Below are 21,695 nucleotides of genomic sequence, written 5' to 3' on the forward strand. Positions count from 1 at the left end.
CGCCCCGAGGGCGGGCCTCCCACAGGTTCGTGGCCCCTGCGCTACGCCAAGAGCTCTGACCCGAGCGAACATAAAAAGGCACGCCTACCCGCCCGATATGATCCATAAGCGACGCGTTATCAATTTCGTGCATTAACGACAAATCAACGGTCCAGGGAAGCAGCAAGTCGTCTATTCGATTCTCAATCGCCAACAAAGTGGTGAGATCAAGCGCCATCCCCTCTATGGTCAGATCAATATCCGAGCCCGGTCGATAGTTGCCTTTCACACGAGCCCCGTACAACAGCACCCTGTCAATTTGCGGCCATTGGGTGAAGATCTCTCGCAACTGTTCGATGGCATACGCGGGCAAACCGAACTGCTCGTGACTCATAGGCTGCTCGACCGTTCCTGCATGGTTGCTTCGAACCGCGCAAATAGAATGTGATAACTATTGAGGATCTTACCGGTAATCTCGTTGGCAACTGATTCGTTGTATGTGTGAGCGGACTGGTTTCGACTCTTGATCATCTCCATCCACCCTTCGCCGTCGTCAATCAGCCCAAGCTTGAAGGCGCTGCGTATCGCATCGCGGGATCCAGTAATGGCCGGATTGCCTTGATAGTAAAAATAGTCTTTCATCACGTTCCAGACCAGCTCGAACACAAACTCAAACACCTGAATTAACCCTAGCTTTTCCAGATCACTGAGCTCCCTGGTTTGCGCAAGCTCAACTGCGCTAACCAGCCTGGAACGTGCTCTCTTGTAGTTTGCCAAGCGCTGTATCCAACGCACATCCTGGTCGGTCACATTTAATGTTCCAATGAACAAACCCTGCGGAGTAGCACCTCAGCAGGGAGTGTGGCGCGCCTGTGCTGCGCCAACACCCTGCAGCGCACAAAGCCCCCATGTCGGCAAGCCCGAACACCGCCCGAGGCGCACGCCAACGCAGGGAAAACCATAAGCATCGCCGATGCGAGAAGAGTTGGGTAAGAACATCAATGATTCAGACCTCACACGAGAATTCGTATGAGTGGCGCCCTCGCCGCGACGCTGGCCGAAGGACGGCCAATACTGCGGCCCCGGAACAGAACCACTAGTGACGATTAAACACCTCGTCCAGCGTCTGCGCATCGAGGATGTTATCCGCCCAGCGTTCAAGATCATCTGAACCGGCATGTTGCAAACGCTGCAGAACAGCCTCATCCAACGGGCCGAAACGTCGGGTAAGCTGGCGGATGAGCATGCTGGCTTCGCCTTCCTGGCGCCCTTTCTCGATGCCCTCGTTCAACAAACGTTCTGTCAAACCGACCATTTTGGAGTTCTCCTGCGGGTATCGCGTCTGGTATTCGTGCATTTGATTATCTTCCAGGGCTGTATAGATGTCGATGAAGTCCAGGTACTTGCCCGAGCGTAGATATCCACCTTGCGGTCTTCAGACCATTGCATGTTAGGAAGATTTAACCGCGCTACCAGATTCGAGCTTCTCAAGTACTGATCGGCATCGAGGCTAGCCAGCTCACACTTCAGATAACTGAAGCGCAGATAGGTGAAGGAATTGCCGCCCAGCACAAGTGTCTCCGGCACGCTCTTGGCCGCGCGCAGAAAGATCACCACCGGTACCACCCTGTTCGTCTTGAACATTTCAGACAGGTCCGCGCAATACTGAACCAGGCGATGAATCGAAAACCGTGCCGGATTAGTTTCCTCCTCCAGGATGAACAGTAAAGCCTCCCGACTACCATCAGGCCATTCCACCAGCAGCGGCACATCCAGCTCATGGAAGCGGTCGCCGAGGCGGTTTTTCAACTGCTCCTGACGAATCGGCGTGATACGTGCGTCGTTATCCCGATGCACCGCTTCCGCTGCTGCAAAGAACTCTAACGCCTGCTGCGGATAATCGATAATCAGGTTCTTAAAGTTCTGGTCATGGCTGGTAGGGCCGGACATTGCTGGCTCGCCTCATCGAACTGGTTATGCATCCAGTATCAATAGCGACGAACAACAGCGCAAATCGGATAGGAGAAAGTGTGAAGGAGTCGAAATGGATTCGAAGGTCGATATCTACGCGGGTGCGGCTCCCTGGGGGCGTAGCGCGCCTGCGCTACGCCTATTTCCGAAGCCCGCTAGAACCAGTCGGTAGATCCGAACGCGGCTCATCGGCGAGACCGAACGCGGCCCGAACCGCTCACCAACCCCAGGGAAAACCAATCCGCAGTCGCCAAGCCTTCCTGGGGGTGTAGCGCACCTNAATCCGCAGTCGCCAAGCCTTCCTGGGGGTGTAGCGCACCTGCGCTACGCCAAGTCTTTATTAAACACCGCATCTCGTCCTTTTCAAGACGAGCGTCAGATCCGGTCGAAACTTCCACGTTTGATCCAATCCAACGCCCTTCGACATCGAGTCGGCTACTTCGCGGCACTTCCATTGCGATCCCTGAGCGCAATGCGAAGCAGCGCGATGCCAACACCTAGCATCCCCCCCAAAAGTGTTCCCAATACGGCTATTAGCGGCTTTTTGGGTTTTATTGGCGTTTCCGGCACCTCCGCTGTGCCATCGAGCGTAAAGACTGCCACTGCCTCCTTATCAACGCTGATATCCCGCAGCATCGCCAGCTGGCTTTCTAAATCCCTCAGTTGAGGAATGAACGGATCGTCGTTCTCGCGGCTTTCTAGCATCTGCAGCTCTGCTTGTAATGCGCGGGTACCCCGCATATACATCAGATCGCCTTCAACAAAAGCCGCTAACTCGCTATCTGCAAAAGATCGACCTACAGTAACCTGAGGGTCCTCGATTCCCAGCGTGGAAGCGATACCAAGCGCTTCTCTCAGCCGAGCAATATGATCCTGGCGCTGCTGCTGGGCAAGGGCGCGCAGACCGCTTATTCCCGCTTCAGCGACCCGACTTCTATTCGATATCTCGCTACTTACGTTTTCTGCCATCTCTTGCGTGGCGCTCTCTGCGGCGAGATCTACGTATTGGTTGGCCCAGGCCGCTGCCAACTTGGGATCTTCCAACTCTACGGCGACTTCGTAAAAGTCAGGGCGCCCGCGTTGGTCGGGTTGGCTGACTGTTAAAATCTGATCAAAACTGCGAAGAAGACCATCGCGTGCAACAGCCTCGCCTTGCGCTGCATCAATCCCTAGATACGGGAGGTAGTGTTGTTCAAAGAAGGTGTTCCGAAGTGAAGCAGAAAATAGATTGCGCTTGAATACGGCGTACACCTGATCAGTGGTGTATTCAATCAGCCCCGCTTGCACTGATAGTCGACCCAGATTGAACGCGGCGATATCACTCTGGCGTGGCGGGATGACGGTGGCTTCTGTCTTATATATTGGCGTAGCCAGTAAGGCGTAAGCAATGGCTAGAACAGCACCAAGAATGGTGAAAGCGGCTATCAGCCCTTTTTCTTTCCAAAGGTTACCGCAGAGCTCAAATAAGTCTATTTCACCCATTTCTGCGCGTGGCATTTGCCGTTTACTTTCTTCGTACACAGTAACCTCTATGTCAAAAATTAAGTTCGCCACCGCCCAAAACGTACGTCCAAACCTCCGAAAGGTCCTTCGGCAGGGGGAGCAGTGCACACGATAGAAAAGGTGATAACAGCCGGAGCACGCCGCGGCGTGAAGCAAACGGTATGCTAGCTTTTGCTGAGGCGACAGCATTGAGAACAGAGAAAAGGGATTCTTCGACGGGGGGCGGCGTTTTCTGTCGGAGCACCTGAGGAGTGCCTACCATGCGGCAATAGGGAATATGCTGATCGCCCAAACCTTCTTCAGCGCCTGCATCCTGTCGGGGTCCGCATTGCACGACATACCACTGAGGCGAAGCTGGGGTTTCGACTGACATCCTGTCCCGATCCCGGCTAGCCGGTAACTGCGCATGATTGAATATCGGAGCTGCCTCTAGTGTCCAGCCTGGCATACCGCGACGAGCGATTTCGCCCGCATACTATCTTAGAGAGTTAGTTTGTTACAACCTTTGTGCGTTTCGGTTACGATTTGCGGACTATCTGTCTGTCGATCTAGTGTCTCCATAAAAAGACAAATTAGCATCGCCACGGAGCGACGCTGAATGAAACCAGAAAGATAACTTAACGCCCCGCGAGGCACCCCAAAACCGTCCCCGGCCCCAGCGTCACCCCAGCCTTCACCACAACGCCATACCCGCAACTACTACCCGCCTGCAACCAGGCCCGCGCACCAACCCGCACGCCGCCAGCCAGCTGCACGCCCACCCCAATATGCGACAGCTTTTCCATCACCACATCGTGATCCACCGTCGCGTTGGCGTTGATGATCACACCCCGTCCCACGTCAGCAAGCGTACCCACCACCGCCCCAGCCATCACAGCCGTACCCGCACCAACAACTGCGCTGAGACTCACCCACGCCTTTGGGTGCACAACAGAAACCAGCTCAATACCCGCGCGCTCAATCAAATCAATCCATTGATCACGCACCGCATTGTTACCTACCGCGGCAATCGCGCCCTGGCAACGATCAGCTACCGCAGCAATATCCGCAACTTTACCCAGCACCTCAAAACCCAAGGCCTCAGACACATCCGGCCAGGCATCATCCAGAAACACGACTCGATCCCACTGCCCACCCAACAAAGCTGCCTCAGCCACAGACTTGCCATGCCCTCCCGCGCCCAGCACCAGCAAGGCGCCAGTCATGCCTGCTCCTCAAGCGCGCCCGCTTTGAACCGCACCGCCAATATGGCTAACGGCACATACGCGATCACCAAGCCCAACAGTCCGTCGATATAGCCCAGCGCCACAGCGCACGCCCAGGGCAACAGCCACAGCACGTTTATGCCAAGTACGACCAAGGTAACGGGTAGATGGGACCCGAACTCCCGCGAAGCAAACTGATATGCATGGCTACGGTGGGCTTCATACACCTTGTCGCCCCGCGCCAACCGGCGAAACAGCGTCCAGGTGGCATCCAGTACAAACACCCCCAGCAGAATCAGCCAGCTCCAGAGCAGCTGCGGCTCCACCATGGCGGCTGTCACCGTCAACACACCCAGCATCAGCCCAAGAAAGCCACTACCGGCATCCCCCATAAATATCCGCGCCGGCGGGAAGTTCCAGCACAAAAAACCCGCCACCGCAGCCGCAAGCACCAGCAACACCAGAATCTGATCGTCATGGCCGAGCAACCAATAGATCAAGGCTCCACCCAGACAGGTGGTAATCGCCTCGATACTGGCAATGCCGTCAATGCCGTCCATGAAGTTATACAGATTAAGCAACCACACCAGAAAGAAGACAGCCAGCGCATACACCAACCAGGCAAGCTCAACCGTCAACCCCGGCAGTTGCAGCACCAGATTGCCCTCAATCCAGAACAACGCCCAGGCAGCAGCCGAGAAATGCGCTAGCAATCTCCAGCGGGCAGCGATATGTCCGTGGTCGTCCAGAAAGCCAACCATCGCGATCAACAACCCGCTACCCCCGAGACCAATCACCCAATGCCATGACAGATCACTAACAAAGGGCAGTAAAACGAGCGCAGCAAGAAACACCACCACAACCGCCACACCACCACCACGAGGGGTAGGTATCGAATGCGAGCTACGGGCGTTGGGGATATCGATCAAGCTATTGGCCAAGGCATAACGGCGAAGAGCGAAGGTAAATAAACAAGAAATCCCGGCCACGGCCAGGATCAAAAGCAACCAAAGCATACAATTTCCTTTCAGTGGTTCATCATTCCCGCCTACGCAGAAATCTACCGCAATACATACTCAACGGCCCGCTAAAAACACATCAGCGGTCTTTTTCAACGCGTCATCCACCGACACAGGCGGCTGCCAACCAAGCGTTTCACAGGTATGTCTAATATCCACCTGCAGCGAGCCACACAACCGCTGCGCTACCGCCCGCTTACCCAGCATAGCCGCACCCAGCTCCAATAGCCCCGCTGGTATCGGCAATAACCGCGGTGTCTTACCCAGTGCGCGAGCTGTGCGCTTGAGCAGTTCAGTAGTCGACAGATCCTCCCCGTCGCTCACCAAAAATGTCTGGTTTGCAGCAGCAGGATGATCCACGCAGGTCATTATCAGATCAACCAGATTATCCAGCGCCACCAAGCTGCGCTTGTTATGAATCGCACCCAGCGGCAACGGCACGCCCTTGTTCATCCAATTCATCATACTCTGGAAGTTGGCCTTCACCCCCGGCCCATACACCAGCACGGGCCGAATGATCACGACTTCCATACCCGTTTCAACCGCCAGAGCCTTGAGCCCCTCTTCTGCTTCGAACTTGGATATGCCGTAAGGATCCTGGGGCGCGGGCTCATCGAAAGCGGTGTACGGACGGCCCAACGCAGTACCTTCACCGTTAACCTTTATCGAACTGATAAAGATGAAGCGCTTTACACCCGCCTGAGCGGCCTGGCTCGCGAGAGCCAGCGTGCCCTCCACATTGGCTCGTCTGAACTCGGCTAGCGGATCAGTCGCGGAATCATTCATAACATGCACACGTGCGGCGCAATGAATCACAATGTCACGCTGCTGTTGAAAGCAAGCCGCCGCACCCTTTGTAAAATCACCGTTCTGAATCAGCTGCACGCGCTCATCTAGCGAGGCATTGGGGTTTCGCACCAGTGCGGTAACCGAGTGGTCCGCTGCAAGCAAGCGGGCACAAACGGCTCGTCCGACGAATCCGGTGGCACCGGTCAACAAGGTTTCCATATCAACAACGCTCCGCGGAAGCCAAAACAACATCCTTGGCCATTAACTGCATTATATTCCGCCTCGCAAACTGCTCTACGAATTCCGCCCTAGGGGCTGTATCGAGCTGAATTGTTTCGAAGGCCTCTATCGCCTGCCCCACGCTGCACGGCTCGAATACCGCTGCGTTACTGACATGAGTTTTAATGAATTCAGCCGCATACCCCGCCACGCCGGCCCAGATCGGTTTACCGAGAGCGGAATACTCAAAAATCTTGGAGGGCAACACTTTTTTGAAGGCTTCGTAATCATTGAGGTGCAGGAACAGTACATCCGCGGCCTGATAGGCTGCGATAAGCTCCTCTCGTTTCACCGGAGGTAATATTTCCACGTTCAGACAGCCTTTCGCTGCAAGCGCATCCTCAAGCTGCTGGCGCCTTCCTCCGTCGCCAATGATTTGAAAACGGAGCCGCCCACGATAATGCGCAGCAAGCTCAGGAATAATGAAGTGCAGGCCTTGTCCTTCACCGATATTACCCGCATACAGAACAGTCAGCGACCCGAGACCCCGCTCACCTTCTTGGGCACCGGCCTCAATGAACTCATCATCGATCCCGTTAGTAAACAGGGAGTAACTATTGTTTGGATAGCGTTGCTCGAAGTATGGAAGAAACCCTCCCGATACCAGATTCACTTTCCCTCCCGATCTGAGCGTCCAGCGTTCAAGCAGGGTGACAACCGGTTTGATAACCATCATCGACTTCCCCGGCAGCACGTCCTTGATGGTGTCGACAAAAATGTCTCTGATATCAAGATACAACGGCGCTTTAGCACGCCAAGCAACATATTTTGCCAGTGCTGCTGTCATCAGCCGGGATGAGGTGCCATAAACGAGGTCGTACTCCTTCCCTTTCACCAATTCCATCACACCCCTGGCGTAGGAAATGAACGCTTTCGACTGATCTATCATGCCGCTTTTGTGGGCTGACAGCGCAAGCCGATGCACAGTGAGCCTGGAAAGTTCCTCGCGCTGAGGGGCATCACTAGAGAATGAACTGTAACGATTAGGTAACGTGGTAATAAGGTCGATATGCGCATCATCCGGCAGCTCCTGCAGCAGAGCTTTTATCAGCGCGGTTGTTCTGAACGAGCCAGCCGAAAGGTCGGGCTGATAGTAGAAACTCAATATCAAAAACCTCATTCACTGCTACTCCACTGAATACGTGTTACCAGTTTTCCGCAGCTGAAGACCGCCTCTATGCACTGGTTTTCGATAACCTCACCGAACCGCGGGTGCCAGGTGGCGGGCTTCAAACGCACCTGATCGGCTCCCTCAAACGTGACCTGAACGTCGCCTGCTGCATCGACCGCAGCGGTTAACACACCGTCCCGGTTTACAAAAGTGACATCCGGATGTACGTATAAACGTGCGACAGCTACTCCATAAGGCCCATCAACGGCGTCGCTAACTTCAAGGGATTCCTGTTCAAATAGCCATGCCCGTGAAAGGACGTTCCGCCCCTTCAACCGCTGGTAGCCAGTATGTTTGGCTTTTATGACGATAACCCCATCCTCATCATCGAAACGCTCGACCGTTGGGTAAGCCCTTCGCGCCACGCGAAATCCCGCCCATACTTCTGACGAATTCTCTCCATCGATTTCAACGGTGTTATGAGCAGCGGTACTGCGCTGTCGATTTCGTTCATGACCTTCGCCGTACTGGGAGGTGCCAGAATTAACGAATATTCGCGCACCAAACAGGCTCAACTCAAAGCTGAGCGTGTCAGCATGAGAGTGACCAGGCTGGTAATCTGGTCCGATTCTCGCGCAATCAAGAAGTGCTTTATGGTTTAGCGCGGGATAGCTTACTGAAAAATAGCCGCTTTCAGCGAGCGCGTTTCCTTGCCATCCTTTCGTTTCTGCGGGCGTTGCCGACACAGACACTTCACAGCGGCAACTGACTCTTCTCGCGTATTCTTCCAGGTGGGCCAGAGAGGGCGCTATCCCAAAAGCAGCGTCGTTAAAGAAAGCAATCTGCCCGTCAGGATGAGCCATTGCTTGTAGCCAAGCGATGCCTTTTTCTACGACATTTATCCAGCTATCCATCCTACGATCTAAGCTAGACAGCCGAGCGTGTTTACCGAGAAGTATCAGGTCGCACACATCCCATATAAGTATTGAATGATACATGGGCGATAATTCGTAGTGCGCACCGTCAGATAAGAACTGCTCCGCGATCTCCCGGTCTAATATCTGCAACCCAGATTCAAGCCAATCTCTTGATCTATTACAATCTAAAAAGGAACCCGCAAAAACCAAGGCCTTACCATTAGAAAAAAGGTGATTACCAAGAATATGGTATTCACGCTGCTTCAATAATGCTTCCGCTTGCAGCGCCATACTGCTAATCACCTCTGGCCGAGCATGCTGTTCCCGAACGCACCACTTGACTAGGTTAACCAGACGAAGAGATATTGTATAAGGCTCCCACCCGTTACCAGTAAAAGGAGGATTACAGCGTATCCAGCTGTCTACAATTCCATCTATTAATGGCACACTTCTTTTACAACCCTCAGAATTTAACTCATCGATATAATGAAGATTGTACAACCATAGCTTCGAATACTTCGGGGAATTCCAGTCTCCGTTAATACTTCCGGATTCCCCCAAAAAAGTGAAGGACTCCCCATTTTCAGTTGTCGACTGTATATATTTCGGCCAATCAATAACGGCAACCGTCTTAGCTTGTACTGCATGTATTGGTGCGATGGCGCGCAATGGCCTGACTCGATATAGCAGGCGGTAAAGCACCTGCTCCGCGCGTAAATATCTAACAGTGTGATAAAGTCGTTGAATCCGCGACATGCTTATTGGCATCTCAACAGATTCGCCACCTCTATAGAAACTCTTGCAACCTCGAATATTTCTTCTGGCGCAATTGGAGACGTGCCTCCCTGCTCAATGGCCGCGAGAAAAGCAGTAACACAAGGGATTTGCCCTTTATCTTGCTTCCATAGATTCATCTTCTTAAATCCCGGCCAACCATACCCCTTAAGCTTGCGGAAGTTATCCAACTGCAACACACGGCCAGCAGCAAAAACCTCGACGCGCTCCTTTGGAAAACTCGCAGCACCGTTCGCGAAATAAAGGATGGTGCCAAATGAACCGTCAGCGAAACCGAGAGTAATGGATGCCTTATCTTCAGTAATCGCAACAGACGAACTATCCCCCATGCGGCGAGCCTGAACTGATACGATTTCGGAACCAGCCAGAAAACGCATCAAGTCAATAAAATGGCAGGCTTCGCCAATGATCCGTCCGCCACCAGCCGTTTTATCCTGCGTCCAGTGGTCGGCGGGGATAGCGCCAGCATTCATAGTCATAATGAAAGATTTAGGCTCCGTCACCGGAGCCAACAGTGCCTTCATTTTCTGGACTTGAGGGGAAAAACGTCGATTGAATCCGACCATCAAACGAGTACAGGCGCTTTCTTGAGCCTGCTGGTACGCTTGCTCTACCTCCGCGAGCTCCTCCAGCGTAATCGCCAAGGGCTTTTCGACAAAAACATTCTTGCCAGCATTTAATGCGGCACTGACGAATCGAGCATGACTGTTGTGTCGCGTCACGATGGCGATAGTATTGATGGCCGGATTATCGATCATCCCTTGGGTATCAGTGGTCGCTTCGGCGAACCCTGTTTTCTCCCCATGCACCACACCATTGATACCGCCAGAGGTCGCAATGGAATGCAGCTGTGCGCCAGCAGCCTTGAAAGCCGGGATGAGCACGCGCGAAGCATAGTTGCCGGCACCGACAAAACCTACCGCCGGTTTCTGCGCATTGATCGGCTGATAGCCTGCCAGTTTGACCGTCTTTACATGCCTGCTACTTGGCTCGCTGGAATATTTGAGCAAAATACCAAGAGCCGATTTGTCTGTGGTCAGCAATTCATAAGCGTCGGAAGCATCTTCAAACTCAAACCGGTGGGTGATTAGCGGCTTAACATCAACCTGCCCGCTAGCCATCATATCCAGAACTGCCTCAAAGTTACGCTGCTCGGTCCAGCGCACGAACCCGATTGGGTAGTCCTGGCCTTGCTCTTCGTAAGCTGGGTCGTAGCGCCCAGGACCGTACGAGCATGAAACCTGAAATGTCAGCTCTTTTTCGTAGAAATCTGCTCGATTCAACTCCAGACCAGTAACACCAACCAGGACGATACGGCCACGCTTACGACTCATCCGAGCAGCTTGAGTAACCGGATCGCTGACTTTAGTGGAAGCGGTGATAATCACGCCATCGACGCCAATACCACGGCTGAACGCCATTCCGACAGCAACGGGATCCTCGCCTTGACCGGGATTACAGGTTTGCGCACCGAACTGCCTAGCCAATTCAAGTTTCGACTCGTCGAAATCAATCGCCAAAACACGGCAACCATGCGCTCGCAACAACTGAACCGTGAGCAAACCAATAAGTCCGACGCCCGTTACAACGAAGCATTCGCCCAATGTTGGCTGCGCCAGCCGAATACCTTGCAAACCGATGCTGGCCACAACGACAAAAGAAGCTTCTTCGTCACTGACTTCATCAGGGATTTTCGCACAGAGATTCTTGGCAACCCGGACAACATCGGCATGGGGGCCATTGGACACAACTCTGTCGCCGACCTTAAAGCCGGCGACTCCTTTGCCCACCTCAGCAATCACGCCTACGTTGCAATAACCCAAAGGTAACGGCTGGCCTAGCTTCGATTGAACGGCTTCGATTGTTGTCATCAACCCGTCTGTCTGGACTTTCTCCAGCACCATCTTTACTTTCTCGGGTTGCTGACGAGCTTTATCAAAGTAGGACGCTTTACCAAAGCCAACAAGCATGCGCTCCGTACCAGCTGAAATAAGGGTAACAACGCTATCAACGAGCACACATCCGCTAATTGCCGAAGGTGAGGGACTCGACACCAAGGACGTACGACCATTGCTCATATCTTGCAGAATATTAATCACTATAATGCTCGCTTATCGCTTCTATAAGGGAAACAGGACAATTGTAATCGTACAGCATACATCCTTCCGGCCTGGCAGCGGCGTTCGATGCAATTACAGGACAGCCAAAATATAACGCTTCCCTAACACTAACACTGTCTCCGTCAGTAGGAGTGAGCCGCAAAAACAAGCAGGTCCCCATCTTCAAAACCGGCCACATTTGCTTCTGGCCAGTGACAAGAAACAATCTACCTTCTTGAACGAAACGTTCTATTTCAGAAACCACCCTTTGAGGAACCCGCGAGACATCATAATCACCAATAAACAGGACCAGACGGTAATTACTATTATTCAAAAGCCGGACTGAATCTTCCACTCCATATAGATCAGAACGCCCGTAGGGAACGTACTTCCATGAAGAGTTCACTAATACCTTGCCCTGTTGTAAAAAATCTACCAATCCGACCGGATAGCTTCCGACAACATCCTGTTCCTCGGATTGATCGGGAGGAATAAAAGGTGAAATGAGCTCCACGGTGATGCTCTCGTTATAAAAATCTCTGAGCTGCTCGTTAACTATCAAAATCTTACGAGCGTGCCGAATAAGCCATAAGGTAGCACGTTTTTTAACTCCCTTTATAGACCTTGACGAGTTATGATCTACAAAAACAGCCTTCCCAATCTTACCAGTAATAAAGAACGCGAGTATTACGATTATATTAAGTGAATTAACTTCATAGGTCGCAGAGCCTTTCCTAAGCAATTTAAAAAGAGAAGTACGGCGACCGAGGTCAATCTTCCCTACATCGCCGCCCGCGCTCAACATCTCATTGAACCGTCTATTTGTGTAGACGCTCACTCCGCCAATCGGCGGAGGATATCTACCAACTATATAAAATTTCACAAATCATCCTATCAATCTCAACCACGTGTTATATTCATAAATGTGATCATTCCTAACAAAAGCCTGACCTAACAGGAGCCAGTATATTAGGCAAACCAGCAATATCAAAATCATCCAAACCATTTTTGTGTATGAACACTTTATCCTAGCAACCCCGTTAGCAATCAATAGTGCAGACAGCAATTCACAAAAAATATAACCGCGAGACAAAGCAATCGGGAACGAGCTAAGTAGCATCACAACTCCAAAAATATAACAATAGAATTTATACAATCCCTCGCTTCCACTGTCAGAAAAATTTCTTGCGAAGTAGCATACCAAAAAATATATCAGAACATATCTTAGAGTCACATGCCAAGCTACCGCATCCCCTACCGAACGCAGATAACCAACAAGCTTTTGGTAGAAGTACCCATCGAAACCAACGGTAGAAACGAGAACCAACATCGTCTCGGAAATATTCAATAAAAACGAAGTCGCTAAGCAACCAAGCCCAAACCAAAAAAATACCGGCACGGAAAATCGATCACTCACCGCTATATAAGCGATGAATGCAAATACAAAATAGAGAGAAAAAACATGCATGGATACAGCTGCGCACAGAGCAATAACTGCGCCAAAAGTGGATCTTCTCGAAACGTAAAGATAAAGAGCCACATAAATCAAGCTTAATGCGAAGGCCCACCGAACTTGTATATATTCTGAATTGAAATAGACAAATGCAAAATACAAAACAAAAGAAAGGTATGGTATATCTGACATCTTATATATTACAAATGACTTAGAAGCAATACTAAGGCAAGACAGCAACGCTAAAAAAAGAAAAGCCTCCGAGGAAACAGATTTAAACAGAGAATTGAGCAGTACATATCCCACCTCAGCAGGAACTTGTCTTAGAGCAGACAACGACAATTCAGAAACGCTAGGGCTCGCTAGAAAAATTTCAACATATGAATCATAGTCTGCGCCGGATTCAAAACGCAACGCTGTGAAGATTATGAGAATGACCGTTCCGACAATCAACGACAATCGTGATACCTGGCGCGAATCGACCCAAGCTAAAGAACAAAAAAAGCATACTGCGACCACCAAAACCGTATAAATCGTCACGTTCCACTCTCGTTCTCATAGGTCACTAAACAGCGCTTCCCATCTGCGACATAGCTCTGCAATGGAATATTTATTCGAGTTTATTAAGGAGCTTTCGCTGACCACCTTATACGCCGAAAAATCCTCAACAACTCTATTAACAACCGCACAAAATTCATCGGCATTACCATCCTCAACCAAGTACCCATTTACACCATTAGAGATCAGTTCTCTCGGTCCAGTTGGACAATCGTAAGCAATCACAGGGACCCCGAAGTTATTTGCCTCCCCAATGACCATTGGAAGACCTTCATATATTGACGTCATGAGAAGCAACCCATGCTTGCGATAGAAATCTTCGATATTCCTTGTACTACCTACAAGCCTAACTCTTTCTGCCAAGCCCAAATTCGATATACTGTTTTGGAGCTTTTCGCGCAACGGTCCCTCACCCACGATAGTCAAAGCACACCGTGAGTCAATATTTGGAAACAACTCTATAAGGCGATCGAACGCTTTCTGCTCAGTAAGCCGACCAACGGCTAACAAGCGATAAACATCATCTTTCTCACGACAAACCAATCGGTTATTTTCTATACCTAAAGGATTAGGCATGACAACTATTTTACTAGCAGGATAAAGTCGTGAGGTGTAATTCACTACATCTCTTTCTGTTAGCAAAACTAAGCGGCGTGCTTTTCTATATATGATGATTCTACAGATTCTTTTGATTTTTGAGCGAACCGCATGATAGTTATTGTGCTCACAAACTATTATCTTCGATCGACACAATACTAGCGATAACAAACTCAGCAGAGACATATCTGTACAGGAAGCGATAACTACATCCGGAGATACACTCCTATATATCTTTAGAATCCTCATCACACGGCAAAGTCTTTCTATAAAAAAATTTTCTTTAGTGTATGAAAAGCCTAAAGATACCCTCTCGACCCTGCCATCTACTTCGTAAAAATCATTCTTAATCGAATCGCCAGAAGCTAGAACCACGTAATGTCTTTTACTCCATTCTGCGCACAATCGAGTTGCAACTCGCTCCGCCCCCCCCCCTTGCAGACTACCAATCAAATATAATATTTTCATTATCTCCCCAAAATGATGAATTTAAATTCATCACGCAGCTCACGCACTATAGAAATATATAAAAACGAACTAACTAAGAAGCTTAACATCACACCCACTAGCACACCGGACACACCATACTCAAGAACCAACACACCACTTACTGTTAAGTTAACGACCAGAGCGTAAAGATTTCTCTTGAATGCGTGTTTAGAATACGACTTCACTACCAAAATACGTCCAGTGCTCGACAAGAGGAAAGAAAAAAACACTAAAGGAGACAGGTAGCGCACATAATCCCTTGCATCTAAGTAGCGCTCGGGATATATAATCTCAATTATTATCGGGGACAATAGATAACTAACTATCGTTCCACACAACCCTAGCAACAATGAGAAAGAAAGCATATCTTTGCAGTGTTTATTTAGATCTACACTTGACGACTTTAGCTTCCTCACAAACCCCAAGTTGAATGCCGCACTTGCTATAAGATACAAGCTCAATAATTTAAAAGCCACGCTATAGCTGGCCAATTCCGTTTCCGATACAAATTTACCTATAATAATTTTATCTATATTTGCATAAAACAATAGCACCGCACCGGACATGAACAGGTATTTTCCCTCCACCCAAAAATACTTTAACACTTCCAAGTCGACGTGGAATTTATAACTATAATTCCTTACGTACCATAAAAATAGAGCTCCACCAACAACAAAGAAATCTAAAATAAAACAGAACGCGAGCATGCCGGCGCTTACTCCGTGTTTAACCAAAAACATTTTTAAAAAAAAGCTCGCAATACTCCATGGCAGAGTAATACTGATCTGTTTCTTATATAAATTATCAGCAATCAAAACTGACCGAATGGTATTCAAACTATTGGCAAACAACACAGAAAGCAAAATCAAAAATACTACGGTATCCGCCGGGATAAACAAGTAAGAAATAAGCGCCCCCGATAGGAAAACCAAGATTGCAGATACTATCTTGATACTGATCAGTGCATTCGTATACCTCTCCGCCAGAGTAGTGTTATTCACTATTTCTTTCTGCAATAACTGGTCAATGCTAGTCAACGAGAATATTGAGAGAATGCCAACGATCGACAAGTAGTAGTTTATTTTCCCGACAAACTCTACATCAGCTACCGCTGCGAAATAGAAGATAAATATAGCTGAGAGAGCTGTTGGAATATATTGCTCGGCCATATAAAAAATGGACGCCTTCATAGCTAACTTAACCGCCCAAACTGAGATCTCCATTTATCAATACTTGAGGAGTCGATTTTGATATCTACCGTTCGACTTTCTATGATCCTATTTTTCAGGTCTTGCTTCAAACAGGAACGCTCGATTATTGGCAATCCAAAATCTTTTGCCTTCTCTCTTGCCCTATTGTCGATTGACACAATTATCGCTCTCTGCATATACTGCAATGCTCGTATACCGCCATGCAATCTCGTACCAACGAAATCAATGTCGCCGTTATTTAACAGTTCATCATAAGACGACAATCGGGGAGCTATGCGGACAACCCCCTCTACGGCCAGCTCTTTGAAATAACTTAAATCTCCGCTACCCTGTGGCCAGAAATATACCGACTCATACATTTCTAGCAGTGTTTTAACCATATATTTATCATTTTCAGGGTCTTTATCATAATCAGTCAGAGTAAACACTGCTTTGCTTGCTTTAGTCACTCTGATTTTATTGCAAAATTTTGGGTCTAGCCCCCACATAGTAGGACAGCCGGTGTTTATAACGTTATGCACCCCCATTTCGCCTAGCTTTCTCTTTGTATACTCGTCACGTACTGAATGAACGCCGTCCTGACTTAACAATAATTTATAGAACAGTTTATTTATATAGCCAACACGCCCTGAGTAATTTGACCAACCGGCGCCCATCAATAATACTTTCTTCATACGGATCACGTCTAGAAACCCGATATTCCAAGACCCGCGCCCGCTAGCGAGCTTCGGGTGTAGCAAATTCGAGCCGCAAACTATTCTAATGCCCGAATTATTAGCATCTGTTATAATTTTACCAGAAATTCCATTATGCGTGCTTGCGATCAAAAATTGTTTTTCCGGGAAGATGGTTTCTAACACGTCCTTACCGCACGAGTTTATTATCTCATCTCCTAAGTTTAGAGAGGAAATACTTGTATCGAACAAACACAGCAGATCAGGATTTAACTCAACATATCCCAGAAGTTTATTCACACCATATCTCTTCAATCTGTACTTTGTGTACGCCGCTACTTTATTCTTGAATTTACTCATATCACAGATCAACCTTTAAGGCGCCTTTGAAGTCAAGCAGAACGCCTTTCGTAATTACAAGATTTTCAAACTCTTTATGATCGACGAGTATTACGTGAACATCAGAATACATGCGCGAATAATCGACTGCGACAACATTCACCCCTTCAACTTCCAGGCTGCCTTCTGAGTTTGGTTCCACTGCCAGCGTTATGCCTTTATGCTGACCTGATATTTCTTTGCATATTTGTAAAGCAGGGCTTTGTCTAAGGTCGTCAATATTAGCCTTGAAAGCTAACCCGTAACAAGAAACAACTATATCGCATTCTGCCTTGCCTTGTTCTTTAGCAAACTCGCTGATTGCTTCCAAAATTTTCTCAACCACCCAATAAGGTTTCATGTCATTAACTTCACGAGCGGTGCGGATTAGCTTTGCCTGCTCAGGAGTTCTGCTAACGATAAACCAAGGATCCACTGCAATGCAGTGACCTCCTACACCAGGACCTGGCTGCAAAATATTTACTCGCGGATGACGATTGGCCAGTGCAATAAGCTCCCAGACGTTGATACCGAGTCTATCGCAGATCATTGACAGCTCATTCGCAAATGCGATATTTACATCACGAAAGCTATTTTCGGTTAGTTTACACATCTCGGCTGTGCGTGCGTTTGTAACTACGCACTCACCTTCTACAAATATTCTATATAGTGAGCTTGCTGCTTCTGAGCATCTAGAGGTCATTCCGCCAATAACTCGATCATTCTGAACCAGTTCCCGTATTACATGACCTGGCAGAACACGCTCGGGGCAATGCGCCACGCGTATATCGGAATCCTCTCCATGTGATTGTGGGAATGTTAAATCAGGTCTCGCTTCAGCCAGCCACTCTGCCATTTGCTCTGTGGCACCCACAGGGGAAGTCGATTCAAGTATGACCAAATCACCTTTTTTTAAGACCGGAGCTATCATTTTGCTCGCGGACTCGATGTAAGTTAGATCGGGTTCGTGGTTATCGCCTTTAAAAGGGGTCGGTACAGCTATTAAGAACGCATCCGCAGGCTCAGGCGTAGCGGTCGCTTTCAAGTAGCCTTGCGTCACTGCCGCATGCACGACGATGTCCAACTCAGGCTCAACAATGTGGATTTCGCCACGGTTGATCGTGTCGATCGCGTGTTGATTCACATCTACGCCAATTACCTTGATTTTACGTGAAGCAAATACGGCAGCAGTGGGAAGACCGATATAGCCGAGGCCGATTACAGAGATGGTGTTGAATCGCATGATAAGTCCTAATATTCTGTGCTGGGTTCCCACTTACGCGGGATATCGTGACTGAGAGTTCGTCGAAGAGCTTTGTATTCCGTTACCGGTTCCAGCTCAGTAGCGTATCTTTTATACGATTGCAGGCTTGACCATCACCATAGGGGTTATGGGCAAAGGCCATGGCGTTGTAGGCATTTTTATTGGTCAGCAGCTCGCTGAGGGATTTAGTAATCGCATCAGAATCCGTTCCCACGAGCTTAACCGTGCCTGCCTCTATGGCTTCAGGTCGTTCTGTTGTATCGCGCATTACTAGGACGGGCTTGCCCAACGAGGGCGCTTCTTCCTGTATGCCGCCGGAATCGGTCAGGATGATGTGGGCGCGGTTCATTAGGTATACGAAGGGCAGGTAGTCCAGCGGCTCAATCAGGTGGACGTTACCTATACCTTGCAGCAGTCTATTGACCGGCTCCCGCACGTTTGGATTAAGGTGGACCGGGTAGACGACTTGAACGTCTTCATACTTTTTCGCCGTCTCAACGAGAGCCTGGCAGATTCGCTCGAAGCCGCCGCCGAAGCTTTCTCGCCTGTGGCCGGTGACAAGGATCAGGCGCTTGTTCTCATCCAGAAATTCGAATTGCTTATTGAACTGCTGCTGCAGGTCGGTATCGCGGTCGAGTTTCGCGATGACTTCCAGCAGCGCATCAATGACCGTGTTGCCCGTGGTGAAGATATTGTCCCGCTTGACGCCTTCTTTAATCAGATTCTGAGCTGACGCGCTCGTGGGTGCGAAGTGCAGCGTGGCAAGTGCGCCTGTCAGCTTGCGGTTTGCCTCCTCAGGCCAGGGGGAGTAAATATTGCCTGTCCGCAAACCCGCTTCAACATGGCCCACTGGGATCTGTTGGTAGTACGCAGCCAGTGTCGCGGCGAAGGTAGTGGCCGTATCGCCGTGAACCAGCACAATGTCCGGCTTTGTTTCAGCCAGTACTGCCTTTAAGCCTTGGAGGATCGCTGTTGTAACGTCAGTGAGGTCCTGACCTGCCTTCATGATATTCAGATCGTAATCAGGCTTTAACTCGAAAAGGTCCAGCACCTGATCCAGCATTTCACGGTGCTGACCGGTTACACAGACTATTGCGTCGATACGCTCGTCCGCGGCCAGGTTCAATGCCAGGGGAGCCATTTTGATGGCTTCTGGGCGGGTGCCGAAAATGCAGAGGGTCTTCAACTTCTTCATCAAACTGGGACCTATTCAAGTTACGGTCGTGGAAGGAGAGCTGACGCTTTAAAAGCAATCGCCGCGGGTCGCGCCTCCCACTGGAGGGTGTGAAGTCTTTTTAAATCAATTAGTTATTCTACTGTTACGGATTTGGCTAGATTTCTGGGTTTGTCTACGTCTGTGCCTTTTACCAGTGCTACGTGGTAGCTGAGCAGTTGCAGCGGGATGGTGTAGACGATCGGGGAGATGCTTTCGTATACCCAGGGCATCTTGACGTGGGTGATGCCTTCGCCATCGTCCAGGTCTGCCCTTTCACAGGCAAAGTTGATCAGTTGGCCACCGCGTGCGCGGACTTCCTGCAGGTTGGATTTGAGTTTTTCCAGCAGGCTGTCGCTGGGGGCGACGCTGACGACGGGCATGTCTTCATCCACCAAAGCCAGGGGGCCGTGTTTGAGTTCACCGGCGGCGTAGGCTTCGGCGTGGATGTAGGAGATTTCCTTGAGCTTGAGCGCCCCTTCCATGGCGATGGGGTAATGGGTGCCGCGGCCCAGAAAGAGTGCGTGGTGCTTGTTGGCGAAGGTGGCGGCCAGTGTTTCGATTTCGCTGTCCAGCGCTAATGCTTGCTGGATGAGCGCTGGCAGGCCGCGCAGGGCGCGCACGTTGGCACTGATCATTTCTGGGGCGCGATTGTTGGCCTGGGCCAGGGCGGTGGTTAGCCACAGCAGTGCTACCAATTGGGTCGTGAATGCCTTGGTGGATGCCACACCGATTTCCGGGCCAGCGCGGGTCAGCAGGCACCAGTCGGCTTCGCGTACCAATGAGCTGCCGGCTACGTTGCAGATGGCCAGGCTGGCAAGGTAACCCTGCTGCTTGGCATGGCGCAGTGCGGCCAGGGTGTCGGCCGTTTCACCGGACTGGGAAATGGTGATCAATAAGGTATTGGCCGGGACGGACACCCTGCGGTAACGAAACTCGCTAGCCACTTCCACCTGACATGGCAGGCCGGCTTGTTCTTCAATCCAGTAACGGGCAACCAGGCCAGCATGGTAGCTAGTGCCGCACGCGACGATGTGAATGGCTTGTACGTCTTTCAAGCGTGCTTCGGCATCCAGGCCCAGGCCGGCGGTGAGCACGCTGTCTTCACTAAGGATGCCGCTCAGGGTGTCGGCTATGGCTGCGGGCTGCTCATACATTTCCTTGAGCATGTAGTGCCGGTACTCGCCCTTGTCCATGCTGTGGGCTGCATGTTCGTAGCGGGTGATCGGGTAGTTGCGCGGCTGGTTCTGGCGGTTCCATACGTCACGACTGGTTAATGTCAGGCGTGCGTAGTCGCCCTCTTCCAGATAGATGAACTGATCGGTTACCTGCAGCAGGGCCAGCGGGTCGGAGGCGATGAAGTGTTCTTCACTGCCCTCCCCGATGACCAGCGGGCTGCCCATGCGGGCGCAATACAGGGTGTCAGGTTCATCCTCATGGATCAGGCCCAGGGCGTAGGCTCCGTGCAGCTGATTGAGGGTGGCGCGGAAGGCGCACAGCAGGTCGGGCTTGCGGCTGTAATGGAAGGCCACCAGATGCGCGACGACTTCGGTATCGGTGTCCGAGGTGAAGGTGTAGCCGGCTTCGATCAGCTCTTTGCGCAGTTGCGCGTGGTTTTCGATGATGCCGTTGTGGACGATGGCTAGCCGATCAGACAGGTGCGGGTGTGCGTTGCGTTCGGCGGGTTTGCCGTGCGTGGCCCAGCGGGTGTGGGCAATGCCCAGGTGGCCGACGGCGGGTGTGGCTTGCAGTGCTGCTTCAAGCTCAGCGACCTTGCCGTTGGCGCGAACGCGGAGCAGGCCATTGCCCTCCGCCAGCACAGCCAGCCCGGCGGAGTCATAACCGCGATATTCGAGGCAATGCAGACCTTCCAGCAGGATGGGGGTGATGTTGCGTTTGGCGACTGCGCCTACAATTCCGCACATGGGGGTGGGGGTGTCCTGATTTGTTTTTGATTGCTTGGTGTGGCTGTTTTGGGGTTGTGCTGGTGGTTCTGTTTATGGGTAGGGAAACCCGGGGCGTCCTTCGGACGCCATTCGCGGCGAGTCGCCCCTTATATGGACCCGTCCCGTGTTGCAAGCCACATGACATTCGAGAATGAGATTGCACGCTTATATCCGGCCTTGTCTCTCGGGGTGTACGGCCCCTGGCCATTATGAGATGTGCGCTCACTGTCCTTAATCTCCTACTC

General features: G+C 50.6%; 19 protein-coding genes. All 19 read right to left on the reverse strand.

From position 1 onward, the window contains the following. Nucleotides 1-373, reverse strand: a 373-nt coding sequence (locus FHK95_RS19145; RefSeq protein WP_150306238.1) for a nucleotidyltransferase domain-containing protein, incomplete at its 3' end; no start/stop codon positions are given. Further along, nucleotides 370-789: a nucleotidyltransferase substrate binding protein gene (locus tag FHK95_RS19150; RefSeq protein ID WP_150306239.1), complete on the reverse strand. Its 420-nt coding sequence runs from the start codon at nt 787-789 to the stop codon at nt 370-372. The genes FHK95_RS19145 and FHK95_RS19150, both read right to left, overlap by 4 nt. A gap of 286 nt (nt 790-1,075) precedes the next feature. Then, nucleotides 1,076-1,294, reverse strand: coding sequence for a DUF4351 domain-containing protein (locus tag FHK95_RS20150; RefSeq protein ID WP_206668635.1), 219 nt, complete (start codon nt 1,292-1,294; stop codon nt 1,076-1,078). Beyond that, nucleotides 1,282-1,929, reverse strand: coding sequence for a hypothetical protein (locus FHK95_RS19155; RefSeq protein WP_206668636.1), 648 nt, complete (start codon nt 1,927-1,929; stop codon nt 1,282-1,284). Before FHK95_RS19155 ends, FHK95_RS20150 begins: the two co-directional genes overlap by 13 nt. A gap of 456 nt (nt 1,930-2,385) precedes the next feature. Continuing rightward, on the reverse strand, nt 2,386-3,471 hold the full coding sequence (locus FHK95_RS19160) for an LPS O-antigen chain length determinant protein WzzB (protein ID WP_178114856.1): 1,086 nt from the start codon (nt 3,469-3,471) through the stop codon (nt 2,386-2,388). Between the two features lie 599 nt (nt 3,472-4,070). Then, entirely contained in the window at nt 4,071-4,658 is a 588-nt protein-coding gene (locus FHK95_RS19165; protein ID WP_150306240.1) for an acetyltransferase, read from the reverse strand. Beyond that, nucleotides 4,655-5,674 carry an MraY family glycosyltransferase gene (locus FHK95_RS19170; protein WP_150306241.1) on the reverse strand — a complete coding sequence of 340 codons (1,020 nt, stop codon included), beginning with the start codon at nt 5,672-5,674 and terminating at the stop codon, nt 4,655-4,657. The genes FHK95_RS19165 and FHK95_RS19170 overlap by 4 nt, the downstream gene beginning before the upstream one ends. Nucleotides 5,675-5,734: 60 nt before the next feature. Beyond that, on the reverse strand, nt 5,735-6,685 hold the full coding sequence (locus FHK95_RS19175; protein ID WP_150306242.1) for a UDP-glucose 4-epimerase family protein: 951 nt from the start codon (nt 6,683-6,685) through the stop codon (nt 5,735-5,737). Nucleotide 6,686: 1 nt separating this feature from the next. Next, on the reverse strand, nt 6,687-7,865 hold the full coding sequence (locus tag FHK95_RS19180) for a glycosyltransferase family 4 protein (RefSeq protein WP_150306243.1): 1,179 nt from the start codon (nt 7,863-7,865) through the stop codon (nt 6,687-6,689). Continuing rightward, nucleotides 7,862-9,064: an alginate lyase family protein gene (locus tag FHK95_RS19185; protein WP_235906843.1), complete on the reverse strand. Its 1,203-nt coding sequence runs from the start codon at nt 9,062-9,064 to the stop codon at nt 7,862-7,864. Before FHK95_RS19185 ends, FHK95_RS19180 begins: the two co-directional genes overlap by 4 nt. A 467-nt stretch (nt 9,065-9,531) precedes the next feature. Then, nucleotides 9,532-11,646, reverse strand: coding sequence for a bi-domain-containing oxidoreductase (locus FHK95_RS19190; protein WP_408003652.1), 2,115 nt, complete (start codon nt 11,644-11,646; stop codon nt 9,532-9,534). 13 nt (nt 11,647-11,659) lie between these two features. Next, nucleotides 11,660-12,550 (reverse strand): glycosyltransferase family 4 protein, encoded by an 891-nt coding sequence (locus FHK95_RS19195; RefSeq protein WP_150306246.1) that lies wholly within the window; start codon nt 12,548-12,550, stop codon nt 11,660-11,662. A gap of 3 nt (nt 12,551-12,553) precedes the next feature. Continuing rightward, nucleotides 12,554-13,660: an EpsG family protein gene (locus FHK95_RS19200; protein WP_150306247.1), complete on the reverse strand. Its 1,107-nt coding sequence runs from the start codon at nt 13,658-13,660 to the stop codon at nt 12,554-12,556. Nucleotides 13,661-13,675: 15 nt separating this feature from the next. Then, nucleotides 13,676-14,743 (reverse strand): glycosyltransferase, encoded by a 1,068-nt coding sequence (locus FHK95_RS19205; RefSeq protein ID WP_150306248.1) that lies wholly within the window; start codon nt 14,741-14,743, stop codon nt 13,676-13,678. Then, nucleotides 14,743-15,987 carry an oligosaccharide flippase family protein gene (locus tag FHK95_RS19210; protein ID WP_150306250.1) on the reverse strand — a complete coding sequence of 415 codons (1,245 nt, stop codon included), beginning with the start codon at nt 15,985-15,987 and terminating at the stop codon, nt 14,743-14,745. The genes FHK95_RS19205 and FHK95_RS19210 overlap by 1 nt, the downstream gene beginning before the upstream one ends. After that, nucleotides 15,957-16,949, reverse strand: a complete 993-nt coding sequence (locus FHK95_RS19215) for a polysaccharide pyruvyl transferase family protein (protein WP_178114858.1) — start codon at nt 16,947-16,949, stop codon at nt 15,957-15,959. Before FHK95_RS19215 ends, FHK95_RS19210 begins: the two co-directional genes overlap by 31 nt. Before the next feature lie 61 nt (nt 16,950-17,010). After that, entirely contained in the window at nt 17,011-18,270 is a 1,260-nt protein-coding gene (gene wecC, locus FHK95_RS19220) for a UDP-N-acetyl-D-mannosamine dehydrogenase (protein ID WP_150306252.1), read from the reverse strand. 82 nt (nt 18,271-18,352) lie between these two features. Beyond that, on the reverse strand, nt 18,353-19,486 hold the full coding sequence (wecB, locus tag FHK95_RS19225; RefSeq protein ID WP_150306253.1) for a non-hydrolyzing UDP-N-acetylglucosamine 2-epimerase: 1,134 nt from the start codon (nt 19,484-19,486) through the stop codon (nt 18,353-18,355). 113 nt (nt 19,487-19,599) lie between these two features. Next, the gene (gene glmS / locus FHK95_RS19230; RefSeq protein ID WP_150306254.1) at nt 19,600-21,429 is read right to left on the reverse strand and encodes a glutamine--fructose-6-phosphate transaminase (isomerizing); all 1,830 of its coding nucleotides are present in this window, start codon (nt 21,427-21,429) and stop codon (nt 19,600-19,602) included. Nucleotides 21,430-21,695 lie beyond the last annotated feature (266 nt).

It is taken from the genome of Pseudomonas saliphila (genome assembly GCF_008638345.1).
GTDB classification, from domain to species: domain Bacteria; phylum Pseudomonadota; class Gammaproteobacteria; order Pseudomonadales; family Pseudomonadaceae; genus Halopseudomonas; species Halopseudomonas saliphila.